Annotated in this window: 12 protein-coding genes; 7 read left to right on the top strand and 5 right to left on the bottom strand. The window is 52.6% G+C overall.

What is annotated here, in order from left to right:
* Positions 1-9 precede the first annotated feature (9 nt).
* Positions 10-999, top strand: a complete 990-nt coding sequence (locus BUF15_RS19465; RefSeq protein ID WP_073615386.1) for a GlxA family transcriptional regulator — start codon at positions 10-12, stop codon at positions 997-999.
* Between the two features lie 5 nt (positions 1000-1004).
* On the opposite strand, the gene BUF15_RS19460 is transcribed toward BUF15_RS19465, so the two are convergent.
* A complete protein-coding gene (locus tag BUF15_RS19460) occupies positions 1005-1913 on the bottom strand; it encodes a PilZ domain-containing protein (RefSeq protein WP_073615385.1) in 909 nt (302 codons plus the stop codon).
* Between the two features lie 485 nt (positions 1914-2398).
* Between BUF15_RS19460 and BUF15_RS19455 the strand changes: the two genes are divergently transcribed.
* The gene (locus BUF15_RS19455) at positions 2399-3640 is read left to right on the top strand and encodes a phosphate/phosphite/phosphonate ABC transporter substrate-binding protein (protein ID WP_159441333.1); all 1242 of its coding nucleotides are present in this window, start codon (positions 2399-2401) and stop codon (positions 3638-3640) included.
* 39 nt (positions 3641-3679) lie between these two features.
* Here BUF15_RS19455 and BUF15_RS19450 read toward each other — a convergent pair whose 3' ends face one another.
* Together BUF15_RS19450 and BUF15_RS19445 are read right to left on the bottom strand one after the other, a co-directional pair.
* Complete coding sequence (locus BUF15_RS19450) at positions 3680-5335, bottom strand: SpoIIE family protein phosphatase (protein WP_073615383.1); 1656 nt, start codon at positions 5333-5335, stop codon at positions 3680-3682.
* A gap of 16 nt (positions 5336-5351) precedes the next feature.
* On the bottom strand, positions 5352-6062 hold the full coding sequence (locus tag BUF15_RS19445; RefSeq protein WP_159441332.1) for a class I SAM-dependent methyltransferase: 711 nt from the start codon (positions 6060-6062) through the stop codon (positions 5352-5354).
* A 293-nt stretch (positions 6063-6355) separates the two neighbouring features.
* On the opposite strand from BUF15_RS19445, the gene BUF15_RS19440 reads away from it, so the two are divergent.
* Entirely contained in the window at positions 6356-8737 is a 2382-nt protein-coding gene (locus BUF15_RS19440; protein ID WP_073615382.1) for a PAS domain S-box protein, read from the top strand.
* Positions 8738-8745: 8 nt separating this feature from the next.
* Here the strand turns inward: BUF15_RS19440 and BUF15_RS19435 are convergent, their stop codons facing one another.
* Both BUF15_RS19435 and BUF15_RS26870 read right to left on the bottom strand, forming a co-directional pair.
* Positions 8746-9189, bottom strand: coding sequence for a PPC domain-containing DNA-binding protein (locus BUF15_RS19435; RefSeq protein WP_073615381.1), 444 nt, complete (start codon positions 9187-9189; stop codon positions 8746-8748).
* A 51-nt stretch (positions 9190-9240) separates the two neighbouring features.
* Positions 9241-9438 carry a hypothetical protein gene (locus tag BUF15_RS26870; protein ID WP_143170787.1) on the bottom strand — a complete coding sequence of 66 codons (198 nt, stop codon included), beginning with the start codon at positions 9436-9438 and terminating at the stop codon, positions 9241-9243.
* Between BUF15_RS26870 and BUF15_RS19430 the strand changes: the two genes are divergently transcribed.
* The 4 genes from BUF15_RS19430 (at position 9431) to BUF15_RS19415 (ending at position 15578) form a co-directional block, all read left to right on the top strand.
* Positions 9431-9904, top strand: a complete 474-nt coding sequence (locus BUF15_RS19430) for an alpha/beta fold hydrolase (RefSeq protein ID WP_073615380.1) — start codon at positions 9431-9433, stop codon at positions 9902-9904. The two genes, BUF15_RS26870 and BUF15_RS19430, sit on opposite strands and share 8 nt — an antisense overlap.
* Before the next feature lie 51 nt (positions 9905-9955).
* On the top strand, positions 9956-10864 hold the full coding sequence (locus BUF15_RS19425; RefSeq protein ID WP_073615379.1) for an RluA family pseudouridine synthase: 909 nt from the start codon (positions 9956-9958) through the stop codon (positions 10862-10864).
* Positions 10865-11025: 161 nt separating this feature from the next.
* Positions 11026-14478, top strand: coding sequence for a hybrid sensor histidine kinase/response regulator (locus BUF15_RS19420; RefSeq protein WP_073615378.1), 3453 nt, complete (start codon positions 11026-11028; stop codon positions 14476-14478).
* Positions 14475-15578: an HD-GYP domain-containing protein gene (locus BUF15_RS19415; protein ID WP_073615377.1), complete on the top strand. Its 1104-nt coding sequence runs from the start codon at positions 14475-14477 to the stop codon at positions 15576-15578. Before BUF15_RS19420 ends, BUF15_RS19415 begins: the two co-directional genes overlap by 4 nt.
* Position 15579 lies beyond the last annotated feature (1 nt).

The raw sequence follows: 15579 nt of genomic DNA, 5'->3' as shown, positions 1-15579 counted from the left end.
TCACGACCTATGCTCACTATCGCACTTCTTGCCATCCAGAACGCCATTTCCTCCAGCATCACCGGCCCGCAGGACATCTTCTCGGTAAGCAATCTGCAATGGCAACAGATGCATAACGACAGCGAACCATTTTGTGAGGTCAACATAGTCCAACCAAGCATTGCCGGAACGACCTCCTTCAACGGCTTGCAGATCGCATCCACCGCCACAATAGCCGATAACAAGACCTACGATATCATCATTATCCCTGCAGCATATGGTGATCTCCAACCCACCCTCCACAATCAGCATCTCATCGGCTGGCTCATTCGCCAGCACAGTTCAGGTGCATGCATCTGCTGTGTCTGCGCAGGTTCCTTTCTAATCGCCAAGACGGGACTTCTGGACAATAGAAGGGCCACGACGCACTGGGCCCTGGCAAATGAATTCAAACAGCAGTTCCCGAAGGTTATCCTCAGGGCGGAAAAGATGCTGATCGACGAAGGTGACATCATCAGTTCAGGCGGCGTCACTTCCTACCTTGACCTTTGCCTCTACCTGGTACGCCGCTTCGGCACACCTGAGCTGGCCACCGCTATCTCTCGGACATTTTTGATTGATACCACCAGGCAGGCGCAGCTCCCTTATGCCACTTGCAGCTTTTATACCCAGCACGGTGATGCGGAGATTTTGCAAGCACAACAATGGCTGGAAACCCATTTTTCCCAGCCGGTAACAATTGCCCAGCTTGCCGGAACGGCAGGCCTTGGCGAGAGAACCTTCACCAGACGTTTCAAAAAAGCCACAGGCGACAGCCCAAGTGAATACCTGCAAAGAATACGCATTGAGGCGGCCAGAGAGTCACTTACAAAGACCAGAGAAACTGTCGACTTCATCACCAGAGCGGTGGGATATGAGGATGTCACCTCGTTTCGTCGACTTTTCAGAAAGTACACCGGTCTTTCACCTTCAGCCTATCGCAAGCGATTTACTCTGCTGTACGACGAGGTGAAGGTGTAATGACCCTATAACTTCAGTTCAACACCCAGCCCTTCGGTTTCTTCCCGTAAGGCCCTGATAAATGTTCGCTGCAGGACTGTGAACTTCTGTTCGATCATCGCGGCGAGTGCACGCGTTTCAAGATCAAATTCAATACCACAGACATAGGTGGCCTTGTTATGTTTTCGAGCTCTGGCCAGATGCCGGACGACAGCATTCACTTCAATAGGTTCAGATGAGCGACAATCAACAGCAACTTTGAGACGAGAGCCCATAGAAATAGCTTCAAGGGGAACATCACTGCCAAATGCAAGCCCCCTGGCACTCAGATCAATCAATGAGAACTCCTGTTGCAGAAACTCTCTTGGTCCAATAAGAATTTTGATAAACGACTGGTAGTCCTTATGGGTTTTCGCCCGAAATGGCCTGGCATTTCGCGTAATTCTGGCCAATATCGGAAATGCGCACTGTACCACCTGCTCGCCGCGCTTCTGAGCGATTTTGATGAAAAAGGTGCCCAGCTCAACCGAGGTTGTGCCGGTATAAAACTCCAGCACCATGAATTTACTCTGACGTATCAAAAGATTGCCGGCAACCGGTTCCAGTGGCGCCAGGTTTATGTGCGAAAGTTTTTTCAGATACGCCCCCGGCTCATGGTCCGGATCAACACTGATCACATCATTTAATTGGACCAAGTCGGGCAGTTCATCAACGAGAGAGGTATAGAAATGTCGGGTCTGGTGTTCGATCTGCACACCTACCAGACGTTCTTCAAAAAGCAGTGTCTGCAGATAGGGCAGAATCTCCGATTTTTCGGTCAAATACTCCGAAGCATCGCCAGATGAGAAGTCACCATCTTGAGGGAAACAGCCCCCAGGGAAAAAAATGCTGATATTTCTAGTTACTTCAGTATGTTCTGCAACCATCAGAGCCATGCCGCCACCATTACGTAACACTTCGATATTATTGAATATACAATGCTCCCTAGCACATATATCGCCTATCTATTCGTTTTTACGTTATATTCATGATATCATGCTGGCATGTATACCTCAATAGTTTTTCTATCTATAGTTAAGCAACATGACACGAAGGGACAGGAAAACTCTATCTCCAAAAAAACTTGTGACTATTTACGGTTCCTGCCTACCGAAAACAGTTCGCTATCCTGTATGATGAAATGAGCAAAAGAAAAAAACAGATGATGTAACAAGGGAAACGTACCATTGGACAGCCTTGGCTGATAGCTAAGCAGCCCTTTACATGAAAACGACAGAAGAAGCTGAGAAAAATCTCAACATCTTACGATGACAACATTCATCCAATGTATCACAACATGATAAAAGTGGTTCTCGAGCCTTTTTTCGAATCCACTCGAAAAAACATATACCTTTTCACAACATCGGTACTGGCCTTGCTCATGGCAGTGTGGGCGCCCTTCAACCTGGCCGCGGAACCGGTGCCAATAAAAATTGGAGTATTGAGTTTTCGTACCGCCGAACAGACCAGGACACAATGGGCGCCCACAGCCGAGTATCTAAATGTGGCTATACCCGGCTATCGTTTCCAGATGGTACCGATGAATTATCCGGAGATAGATCGGGCTGTCACCGAAAAAACCATTGATTTCGTGCTGACCAATACTGCCCATTACGTGACGCTTGAGGCAAATTTCGGGGTCACCAGGATTTTGACCATGGTGGTTTCCATTGATGGGCACCCCTTCAAAGAGTTTGGCGGGGTGATTTTTACCCGCAGCGACCGGGGTGACATCAACGATCTTTCTGACCTTCGGGGCAAGACATTTCTGGCGGTTGGGGCCAATTCGCTTGGAGGATATCTTGTGGCTTGGCAGACACTGAAACGAGCTGGGATAAATCCTCAGCATGACTTTGCCAAATTACTGTTTAACGGGCTTCCCCATGATGAAATTGTCTACAAAGTGCTCAACCGTGAGGTGGATGCGGGAACCGTCCGCACTCACGTTCTTGAAAACATGGTGAAGGAAGGACGAATTAAGCTGGCAGATTTGAAAATTCTCAACCAGCAGAAGGTACCGGACTTTCCCTACCTGCTTTCTACCCAACTTTATCCAGAATGGCCGCTGGCACGGCTGCAGCACACCGATGAGACCGTCGTCGAGAAGGTAATTGTCGCCCTGCTCACGATGAAGCCGGGCAGTCCGGCAGCAGTAACTGGGAAATATGCCAGATGGACACCACCCCTCAACTATCAGGGCGTTCATGAACTTTTTAAGGAATTACGGACTGGGCCCTACCAGGATTTCGGTGCCTTTACCCTTGGAGACGTTTTTCACAAGTATCTCAAGGAGATTGTATTTCTGATCATCTTCATGGCCTGTGTTCTGCTTTTTTTGGCCAAGATCATTCACTTGAACGATTCGCTCCGTAAGGCCCTTTCCGAGGTGAAAACCCTGCGCGGATTTTTGCCTATCTGTTCATCCTGCAAGAAGATCCGTGACGATTCAGGTTACTGGAACCGGATAGAGACCTATATCCGCCATCATTCGGAAGCAGAATTCAGCCACTCCATCTGTCCGGACTGTGCCAAAAAGCTGTTTGATAGATACAACGATTCAGTAACAGCTAAAGAGATGGCGACCGCCAATAAAGAGGCGGCAAGAAAGACAAGGGACGATTAGGTCAAACAAGTCCTGTCATGCCTCTAAAAAGTACATTTTTCAGGGCTCAAGACCATCGACCTTAATTACCACCAGGGTGATGTCATCCTCGGTTTTGCGCCCCAGGGTGAACCGTCGCAACTCCTCATATACAGCGCCCAGAATTTCCGCAGCGCTGCGCATCGCATTGGCACGAATACACTCACGCAGACGATTTTTACCGTACATCTCCCCCTGAATATTGAAGGCCTCCCAGATGCCATCAGTGCCGATAGCAATGATCTGGCCGTTGGCCAAATGCTCACGACGATGCTCATGATAGTTCACTTCGTCGACAACCCCCAGCGCAATACCCTCGCCCTTTAATTCTGTAAACTCGTCTTGGACCGGATCGTAAAGCAGCGCAGGATCGTGACCTGCCCGCACCCAGTCCAGGCGCCGATGTTCAGGGTCGATGGAGAGATAAAAGAGGGTCATGAACCGGCCCGAGTCGAGCACATCTCTCGCCAACTGGCTGTTCATGGCCGAGATGATCTCGGAGATGGTCCCCGGCTGCGAAGCCCGCATCCGTAAAAACGCGCGGGCCGTGGTCATGAGCAGGGCAGAATCGACTCCGTGGCCGGAGATATCCCCCACCACCACATTGAACGGTCCCTGGTGTGAATCGCGCTGCCAGATAAAGTCGAAATAGTCACCGCCGATCTCATCGCAGGAGACGTTTCTTCCCGCGATATCAAGCCCTCTGACCTGGGGTTTCTCCTGGGGAAGCAGACTTTTCTGCACCTCACCGGCCAATCGCAACGCCTTCTTGTGCTCGGTCATATCGGTGATGAAGGCCATGTGACCAATAATCTCCCCTTGGTCGTTTCTTAAGGTATTACCGTGCACAAGGAAAGGAATGCGCCTGCCGTCCTTGCCATACCCTTCGCCTTCAAACTCCCGATATTCTTGATTCAACAGGGTATCTCTGTTCTGTAACATGAACTCGCGGAACTCTTCTGTGCCACGGTCAAAAGAGCTCGTACCGATCAGTTCTTCACGGGAATAGCCGGTGTTCCGGCAATAGGCGTCGTTGACATCGACAATGATAAGGTCTTCATTCATGAGCACAAAACCCTCGGCGGCGGTTTCAACAATCCGACGATATTTTTCCTCGCTTTTCCTGAGCGCCTCTTCCGCGAGGCGGCGGTCGGTAATATCAAACAGAACACCTTGATTGTGGGTTTTGCACCCATCCGCATCACGAATAACCGAGGTTTGATCCTCGATCCAGCGTACATCGCCATCTTTGGTTATGCATCGATAGTGCATGGTATACTCTTCCACGTCCTCTTTGGCATAACGACGGATCTCCTCCCCCACCCGCACCTGGTCGTCCGGGTGGACGACATCCTTGAAATGAATAGCACCTGAAAAAAAATCCTCGGGCGAATAGCCAAACTGACGGACATTTTCCGATATATACTCAAGATGCGGGTTTTCCCCGGCGATCCGGCGAAAGAGAATAACGGGACTACGCTCCACGATCAGCCTCGACATTTCCAGCGCCTGAACAGCTTTCCGGTGCTCGGCACACTCTCGGGCGAGGTCACGGTTACGCTCCTCACACTGCTTTTCAAATGAAAACAATTCCAACTCTGCGTTGGCCAGCCGTTTTCGCAACGAAGCGACTTCTGCCAGCAACTCTTCGCGTGTTTTTTCCTGATCGCTTAGCATAGTAACTCCATATTGCTCACTCATAGATCCGCATAAGATAGCGGCCGTCGGGAAACGTTATAAGCTGTTCACATTGCATACCGTTAAATCCCGCAATTGTTTGCATCATAGCAAAATCGATATAGAGCCAGGGAAAGGGCTCTGAAACGATCTCGTTGTATTTCATGACAAAAATGGTTTCCCCAAGATACTGGCCATCACGCCGGCTCACCCGTTTTCCACGCAAGAGCGGGGTCAGATCTGTTGAATCGGCAATGAGATTTCCACCAGGAGCAAGTAATTTTTTCGCATGCCGGAGCAGCGGTCCAAGCCGTTCCAGCGTACCGCAGATACCCAGGCCGTTCATGAGCATGAGGATGGTGGTGTATTTTGTACCGCCATGGGAGAAGAAGTTGCAATGCAGCGGATGCTGCACCCCGCGCCGCCGCATAACCTCGATGCAGCCCGGCGAGACATCCAGCGTGTCCACCTCCAAACCATGTTCCTGAAGCCAGAGACTGTGGCAGCCGCTGCCACCTCCCACATCGAGCACTGTTCCCTGACAGCAGTCGAGACCTGTTCGCTCCAGTTCGTCCATCTGCTCATATCCCCGGAACATCACCGCTCCGCTCATACAGGCCATTTCCAGCGTTGTCGATTCCACTTCCACACTGACATCCAGCTGTCCCTGCAGATAGTCGAGCATCATTGCCCCAAGGGGATCTTTCTCCCGTTGTCGGATCACCATATCCATCTCACGTGTGAAAAAAATGTAGCCTTCCGAAAACAAAAGAGAGGCATCAACAACCTCAACAGCTCGATTCAACTGTCATGACAATAATTTCATCTCACTGTTGTCCGGTGAAGATAATAGCCACCCATTCTGTCAGACGCAATGTAACTGTTGCTTCTCGCTATACGATTGCAGTATTCTAAATCAACTGTTTGTCCGGCAGAGCGTATCGGCAACGCCAATGCCGATGCAAAAGGCAAACAGGATGGTCCCTCTCACTTCTCTACCGAAAAGACCGGTGACCCCACATGAGTCAGGACATTTTCCATGACAGCTGGAGTTCTTTATGCCGTTACAACGGCAAAGACAACTCGTTTGTTCTGGACGATAATCTCATTCCCGTCCTGGACTCGGTTGACATAGGTTTTGTTGTCCAGTCAGCTGCAGGAAAAGTTGTTTACTGCAATCGACTCGCCGCATCAACATTTCAACTGCGACCGGGTCTCGATATACATAGTCTGCTTTCATCAGGAGACTGGTACGTCCTGGATGAAAACGAAACAGTCACCCCCCTTTCCCAGTCACCTGCCACCACCTGCTTTGAGACAGGAAAACAAACCGACAACAGCATCATCTGCCTTCGCCGTTCGAACCGACCGTCCATCTGGATCAACCTGCGCTGTCATCCTCTTTTCACTCCGGGCATTTCACAACCCTCGGCGGTCATTCTCACCTTTACCGATATCACTGAAGAACGAAGTATCCGGAGTAACCTCAAGGAACTGAGCGAAAAATACCGCCAGCTCTCCGATGCCACCTTCGAGGCTATCTTTCTCTCGGAAAACGGCATCTGTATCGGTCAGAACAAAACCGCCGAAAAGATGTTCGGCTACACCGACGACGAGGCGCAGGGGCACCCAGGGACAGACTGGATTCATCCCGACGACCGGCCCACGGTCATCGCCAAAATGGCTGCTGGCGAAGAAGCACCCTATGAGGTTATTGCCCTCAGGAAAGATGGCTCCAGTTTTCCTTGTCAGATCCAGGCCAGAATGACGGAGGACCTCGACGGCAGGAAAATCCGGATCACCGCCTTACGGGACATGTCCGACCGTGAGATCACCAGAAACCGTCTGCTGCAGGAGGCCAAGCGCCGCAAGATCCTCATGGCCAAAAGCGGTGACGGCATTGTCATTACCGACCGAAACCATAAGGTCATTGAAGCCAACAAGCGCTTTGCCGATATGCTGGGTTATACGCCGGAAGAGATGACAAATCTCCATATCTGGGACTGGGAAATCATTCACTCGGAAGAAGATATTCGTCAGTCGCCACTTGACCAGGCCACCCTTGATCACTTTTTTGAAACCCGCCATCGCCGCAGGGACGGCACCATCTATGATGCGGAAGTACAGTCAAGCGGGGCAATAATTGGTGGCGAGCTCATGGCCTTCAACGTTGTCCGTGACATTACCCGCCGAAAACGAGTGGAACGCGAATTGCTGCAGGCCAAACACAAGGCGGAAATGGCCTCGAAACACAAGTCCGAGTTCCTGGCCAACATGAGCCATGAGATCCGTACCCCGCTCAACGGCATCATGGGTATGCTCCAGCTGATGCAATCTGAACCACTCCCCCCGTCGCTCAAGGACTACGTTGACAACGCCCTGCAAGCCTCGGAACGGTTAACCCGGCTGCTTGGTGATATCCTCGATCTTTCCCAGGTCGAAGCAGGTATGCTGAAGATCCAGCCGGTCATCTTCAATATACAAGAGTCGATGCATTCGCTTGAAGCCCTTTTTAAACCGGCATTTATGGAAAAAGGTATCACCCTCTCCATCAATCTCTCACCTGAAGTACCGACCTATATGATAGGCGACGTCACCCGCCTCCAGCAGATCTTGACCAATCTGGTCGGTAACGCCTTAAAATTTACGGATAAAGGCAGTGTTACCGTCGATGTATCTGCCCTTCCTGAAACCAAGCCAGACCAACGGAAGCTGCTTTTTTCCGTCATCGACACCGGTATCGGCATTGCCGATGAAAAAATCTCCGCCCTGTTCAACGCCTTTATTCAGGTGGAAAATAACCTCACCCGCAAATACCAGGGCGCCGGCCTGGGACTTGCCATCTCCAGACATCTCGTCTCACTCCTCGGCGGCAATATGTCCATCAACAGCCAGGAAGGGAAAGGAACCGCGTTTTACTTCTCCCTGCCCTTTGCCATCTCCCCCAGGCCACTGCAACAGCGGACCGGGCCCACTTCAAGCAATGGGGTGAACGACAACCTCAGAATCCTGCTGGCGGAAGACGACAGTATCAGCCAGCTGGTGGTCTCAAAGGTACTGGGCAATCTCGGTCATCAGGTCCATACAGCAAAAAATGGCAGGGAGGTTTTGGAGATACTGCGGGTCATGCCCCATTTTGACGCCCTGCTGATCGACATCCAGATGCCGCTCATGAATGGGATTGAAGTCACCCGCATCCTGCGCACTGATCCCGAATACCGTGATTGTGCCGGAATACCCATAGTGGCTATGACCGCCTATGCCATGACCGGTGACAGGGAGACGTTTCTGGCCTCGGGCATGGATGATTATGTCAGCAAACCGATCAACCCAGACGTACTGGTATCCGTTCTCCGCAAGGTTACCGCTGCCAGACACTCATTACAGCAGCGCTCTCGCTGACAATCTGGTTACGGCCTGAGCAGCTTCAACCCTAACGGTTCCTCCACCAGCCTTCGGGCGGTCGAGCCGGTCAGTTCATGGATAATCACTTCCATCACATGCCAGACCCGCACGCCTTCGCGAATACAACCGGTGATGGTCTCTTTTTCCCGGCCGCAGGCCATGTGCATGTGCAGCAAGGGTGTCCCTTCCTCATCTCGAAAAAGCGTACCGGTACCGGTAACCTCATGGGCGTGTTCCAGCTGCAGCTTCATGGGTGAAAGTGGTAGGCCGCGATCCTCGGCCGGCCCCACTACCAGTCGGCTGCCGTCATCGGCTCCGCCGACAATAACAAGTGAAGCCGCCTCGATCTGCTGCTCTACTGCAAACCGCTCGATCACTTCATGGACGATCTCTCCATCTTCCAGGCGCAGGACAAAAATCCGGCCGGGTTGTGCCATTGAATAGCGCATAGTCTCAACCTCATGGTAATGTGTTTTTGATCATCAAAAGTTCTTCAATATTCAAGTCGGCCCATCATAGCCCATCCATAAAAAACTGTCTTCTCTTCTGACCATGCTATGAGCTGCCGTCAGGGTGCCAGCAAATAAGCCGTTGACAAGACCGTTGATCGGCACCACAATGATTGACCTGTTACCGGCAGGGTGCTGACTGCCGCAACCACCGGAACAACAAGCAGATAGGATACGACAGATGAGCATTTTTTTTCTCCATGGCCTCGATTCGTCAGGCCAAGGTGCCAAGGGCCGCTACTTTTCGGAAAAATTTCCACAGGTATTATGCCCTGATTTTTCAGGTGACCTTAAGGAACGGCTCCACCAGTTTGCAACGCTTTCGGCCAACCACCAAAATCTCACCCTGATCGGTTCAAGCTTTGGCGGGTTGATGGCCACCTGTTTTGCCATCGCTCACCCTGAGCGGGTACAGCAGTTGATACTGCTCGCGCCGGCCCTGAATTTTGGCGATTACACTCCGCCGCAAACGCTACTGAATGTGCCCACTCTGCTGGTGATCGGTAAACAGGATGTCGTCACGCCACCCAATCTGGTGCTGCCGCTGGCCCGAAAAACTTTTGCCAACCTGAAAGAGCAGCTGGTTGAGGACGATCATATGCTGCACCATGCATTTTATGCCATTCCCTGGCAGGAACTGCTTTTCGACCAATGAGAGCAACACCAACCATACAGCTCCCAACACTATTTTTTTGAGACACACGTTATGAAAACCACCAGGCCGAAAGCCCGCCCCGCCGGGAAGATAAAAAACGAGAAATTCACCGTTGACAGCGATAGTCCGCTTCTGGAATACCTCATCCGTATCCTGCCCCAGAGAAGCCGCAGCCGGCTAAAAGCTGTACTCAAAGAGCGGCAGGTCCTGGTGAACGGCCGGCCCGTCACCCAATTTGACCATCTTTTAAAAAAAGGGCAGAAGCTGGAAGTGCAATGGGAACGATCCGCAACGCCTCCACCCATGCTGGGGTTGCAGATCGTTTTTGAGGATGCGGATATCATCGTTGTGAATAAACCGCCCGGGCTGCTTACCGTGGCCACCGACAAGGAGAAACGAAGAACGGCATTTGCCATTTTAAGTAGTTATGTAAAAACTCAGGATCCCGAAAACAAGATTTTCATTGTCCACCGGATTGACCGTGAGACCTCCGGGCTGCTGCTTTTTGCCCGCAACGAGAAAATTAAGCGTCAGATCCAGGAGACCTGGGAGCAGACTATCAGCAAACGCACCTATGTGGCGGTCGTCGAGGGAGAGGTAAGTGAGAACGAAGGCACCATCACCTCCTGGCTCACGGAAAGCAAAGCATTGAAGGTGTACTCCTCCCAGAACCCACAGCACGGACAGAAATCGATCACCCACTTCCAAAAGCTCCGTACGAACTCCAGCTATACGCTGTTGCAGCTCAACCTGGAGACCGGTCGCAAGCACCAGATCCGGGTCCACCTGCAGGACCTCGGACACCCGGTGGTGGGTGACACCAAATATGGTTCGGGTGAGAAACCGATCAACCGGCTTGCCCTGCATGCCCAGGTGCTGGCCTTCACCCATCCGAAGACCGGCGAGCTCTGCAGCTTTGAAACCCCGGTACCGCCGGTGTTCATGAAACTCTTTGCCTGAGCTGCCTCCCCAACCTCCAGAGGGCTCTATAAGGTCACCACTCCATCGTCACGGATTGTGGAGTGGTTTTCAGAAAGTTATGGTATGGTAATTCTCGTTTATGGAGCTGGTGAAACCCGTTTTTTCCGCCTGAAACGGAAAATGCAATCCAGGTGCTCTTAATGAAGAACACATGCCACCGAACTCTGCCCTCTTTTCTCGTTCTCCTGGCCTCTTTCCTCGCGGTCATGGTTCCGTCATTGTTGCCAGCTACCGAAACGCCGGTGAAAATCGGGGTGCTTGCCACCCGCGGTGAAGCCCAATGCCTGAAGAACTGGGCGCCCACTGCCGACTACCTGAGCCAAAACATCCCCGGCTTCGCCTTCACCGTCGTCCCGCTTCCCCACGACCATGTCACCTCAAGTGTCCGCGAAGGTGCGGTCGACTTTATCCTGACCAATTCGGCCCTCTATGTGGAGCTGGAACAGCTCTATGGCGCGAGCCGGATCGCCACCATGAAAGAATTGCGGCTCGGCCGCTCCTATTCCCAATACGGCAGTGTCATTTTCACCCGTGCCAACAGGATGGATATTCGCACCCTCGCTGATTTCAAGGGCAGATCGTTTATGGGAGTGGACGAGGCCTCACTCGGCGGCTGGCAGATGGCCTGGCGGGAGTTTCAAGAGCGGGGCATAGATCCGCGCCACGATTTTGCCAGCCTCACCTTTGGCACAACCCACGACGAAGTGGTCTACGCAGTACGCGATGGATTGGTTGACGGTGGTACCGTACGCACCAACACCCTTGAACTGCTCGCCGCCGAGGGGAAAATAGCCCTAGCCGATTTTTTTATTCTCCCCCAACTCACCCCCTCAGATCAGCCCAGCCCATATTTTGTGACCACCCGGGAATACCCAGACTGGCCGATGGCTAAAGTGACCAAGACCCCGGACGAACTGGCAGAGAAGGTGGCGGTGGCCCTTTTACAAATGACCCATGATTCACCGGCGGCAAGAGCTGCCGAATGTGCAGGCTGGACAATTCCCCACAATTATCAGCCAGTGCGAGAACTGATGATCGAACTGCGCATCGGGCCCTACCGTGAACTTGGTAGAGTGACCATGGGAGACCTGATCCGCACCTACGGGCCGTGGCTGGTGGTTGCCTTTATCTTCTTCTGTACCCATACCGCTTTCACCTTTCTGGTTGTCAAACTCAACCGGCGGTTGCGGGCGGTGCATATCTCACTCAGGCAGGAGATCGAGCTGCATAAAAAGCTGGACAAGGAACTGGAACAGGCTAAAGAGCAGGCCGAAGCCGCCACCCTGGCGAAAAGCCAGTTCCTGGCCAATATGAGTCACGAGATCAGAACGCCGATGAATGGCATCATCGCCGCCACCGACCTGGCCCTGGCTGAACCGGTTTCACATGAGGTGGAGCACTATCTGCAGATCGTGCAAAACTCTTCATTTACCCTTTTAGGCATTATCAACGACATCCTCGATTTCTCCAAGATCGAGGCGGGCCAGCTCGAACTGCGAGAGCGGCTCTTTCGCCTTGACGAGATGTTCGATCAGGTTATGGACGTCTTTGTCAACCAGACAGCGGAAAAGGGCATCGAACTGCTGGTCGACGTGGACGCCGACACCCCTCGCCTGCTCCTTGGCGATTCCCAGCGCCTCCAGCAGATTCTCACCAACCTGATCGGCAATGCCATCAAGTTCACCAACACTGGCGGGGTCATCCTGGTCAGTGTCCACGATGCGACGAGAGACGGTGAACATCTGGAAAAAGATCAGGTCATCCTTTCGTTCTCGGTAAAGGATACCGGTACCGGTATCTCACCCGACTACCTGCCATCCCTGTTTGAGCCGTTCTCCCAAGGCGACTCCTCCTCGACCAGGAAATATGAAGGCACCGGCCTTGGCCTTTCCATCTGCCGACGCTTTGTCACCATGATGCACGGTACTATCGGGGTGGAGAGTGTGCTTGGCGAAGGCTCCACCTTCACCTTTACCGTGCGGCTGGTAAAAGCGGGTGATACACCCGTCCGTGCCCTTGATATCCCGGCTGACATCAGCGGTCTCAACGTCCTGGTTGTGGACGACTGCCGTGACAGCCGCACCATCATGGCCAGAATGCTCACCTCGCTGGACTTCAAAGTAGAAACCGTCTCCTCGGGTGCCGAAGCCATTGAGCGGCTCACGGCTGGGCAAGCGAGCCGGAACACTGTCGATCTGGTGTTGATGGACTGGAAGATGGAAGGCATGAACGGCATTGAAACCTCAAGGAAGATTCGAAAAAAACTGAATCTTTCCATACCCATCATCATGATGACCGCCTTTGCCCGGGAAGTGCGACGTTCAGAGGCAGAAGAGGCCGGCACCAACGGTTTTCTCACCAAGCCTATTTTTCAGTCAACCCTCTTTGACGCCATCATGGACGCCTTTGGCCGGGAAGGAACCCGTAAAACCGGCGAAAAAGTGGATTTCACCACCCGTGCCTCCATTTACAAGAAGCATCTCCGAGGCTGTAGGATTCTGGTAGCCGAGGACAACCACACCAACCAGCAGGTGGCCCGCGCCATCCTGGAAGGCGCCGGCATCCACGTAACCATTGTGATCAACGGAGAAGAGGCGGTCGAAAAGGTCACCACCGAGCAGTTCGACGGGGTACTGATGGATGTGCAGATGCCGAAGATGAACGGTTATGCGGCAACCCGGGCGATACGAGCGTTGCCCGGTTGCAAAAAACTACCGATTATCGCCATGACCGCCCATGCCATGAAAGGCGACGAAGAACGTTGCCTCGAAGCGGGAATGGACGGTTATGTTGCCAAACCGATAAACCAGGACCGACTCTTCTATACTCTCTGGCATCACCTGCGCAGTAGAAAACGACTACACACCGAGACAAAACCGAAAATCGAGATGGTCAGCGATCTGAGCACCATACCGGATACACCATCATATGGTCCAGAACCGGTACCCAACCTGAACGGTAGACCTGCGGGCTCCATCACACCACCGAAAATTCCAGGCATCGACATCGAACAGGTGCTCCAAACCACCGGCATCGACTGGCCAACCTTTCGTGAAATCATGGTCGGTTTTTATCATGATAATCGTGATACGGTAAGGTTACTGCAGTTGGCCCAGAACGACCACAACCTGGAATCCATACAGGCTTTCGCCCACAGCCTCAAAGGAAGCAGTGGCAACATCGGCGCCTCCGATCTCCAGCAGGCGGCCAAAGCCCTGGAAAATGGCTGCACCGGTAATATCTCCCCGGAGATGATCCTCGATCTTTGCCAGCGGGTGCAAAAGGAGCTGGAGCGGCTGCTCTCCTTTCTTGAGCCACTGACTACCCATGACAACCATACCATCGGCCAGGAGAAACCGCAGGTCGCCCTCGATCCCACTCCGCTGCTGGCGGCACTTACCGAGGCCATCGATCGGGCTGATCCTGAAGAGATACGGGAAAAAACAGAAATCCTGCAAAATGCTTTTGGTGGAGGAGACGTGCTGCCCCGTCAATTGCTTGACGAGCTCGTCCGCCAGCTCAACCGCTACGACTACGAGGAGGCCGCTCTTACCATCGACCTCATCCGTGCCCGAAAGGAGGAACACGTATGAAATCGGGGCCGCTGGTGCTCATTGTTGACGACAACGCCACTAATATCGACCTGCTGGTCAACACCCTAAAAGACGAGTACCGGCTTGGAATTGCCAAAAAAGGTGCTGCCGCCCTGGAATACGCGGTAAAATACCGCCCGGATCTCATCCTCTTGGATATCATGATGCCGGAAATGGATGGATATGAAGTCTGCTCACGGTTAAAAGCCGATCCTGGAACAGCGTCGATACCGTTCATCTTCATCACCGCCAAAAGTGAAACGGAGGACAAGACCCGCGCCTTTGCCATGGGTGCCGTGGATTACATCACCAAGCCCTTTCATGCCGCCGAGGTCAAAGCCAGGGTGCAGACCCACATCGCTTTAGAGGAGATGAAATCACGGTTGCAGGACCAGAATTTTGAATTGGAACAAGTTGTACAGCAGAAGACTCTTGAATTAAAAGAGATGCTGGAAGCCTCGATCCATTCCATGGCATTAATGGCAGAAATCCGCGATCCCTACACCGCCGGCCACCAGCAGCGTGTAGCCCGGCTGGCCTGTGCCATAGCAACAAAAATGGGACTCACCGAGCGGATCACCGAGGGTATCCACATCGCAGGAATCCTCCATGATGTCGGAAAAATACGGGTACCGGTTTCGATACTGAACCGCACCGGCAAAATATTGAACGCCGAGATGGAGGTGATCAAGATCCACCCCCAGATCGGTTTTGAGCTATTGAAAAATATTCCCTTCCCCTGGCCCTGTGCCCAGATGGTCTTCCAGCACCATGAACGGCTGGACGGCTCCGGTTACCCGCTTGGAATCCACGGCGACGAGATGCTCCTCGAATCACGTATTCTGGCTGTGGCTGATGTGGCAGAAGCAACCAGCTCCTTTCGCCCCTACCGTCCCGCTCAGGGAATGGATGCTGCCCTCGCCGAATTGAAAAAACATCGCGGCATTTACTACGACCCCGACGCTGTCGATGCCTGCGTCGAATTATTGGAAAGCGGTGCTTTCACCTTTGACTTCAGCCAGAAAGATACCGCACCCTTTCTCTGCGTGGCCTCGCCCGAAACCATCAATTCCAGTTTCCCGACCCAGCGGTATAAGTGAT

Origin of the sequence: Desulfopila aestuarii DSM 18488 (genome assembly GCF_900143695.1) — a bacterium.
In the GTDB taxonomy this organism is placed as follows: Bacteria; Desulfobacterota; Desulfobulbia; order Desulfobulbales; family Desulfocapsaceae; genus Desulfopila; species Desulfopila aestuarii.
Note: the sequence above shows the minus strand (reverse complement) of the source record. Positions and strands in the feature narration are given on the sequence as shown.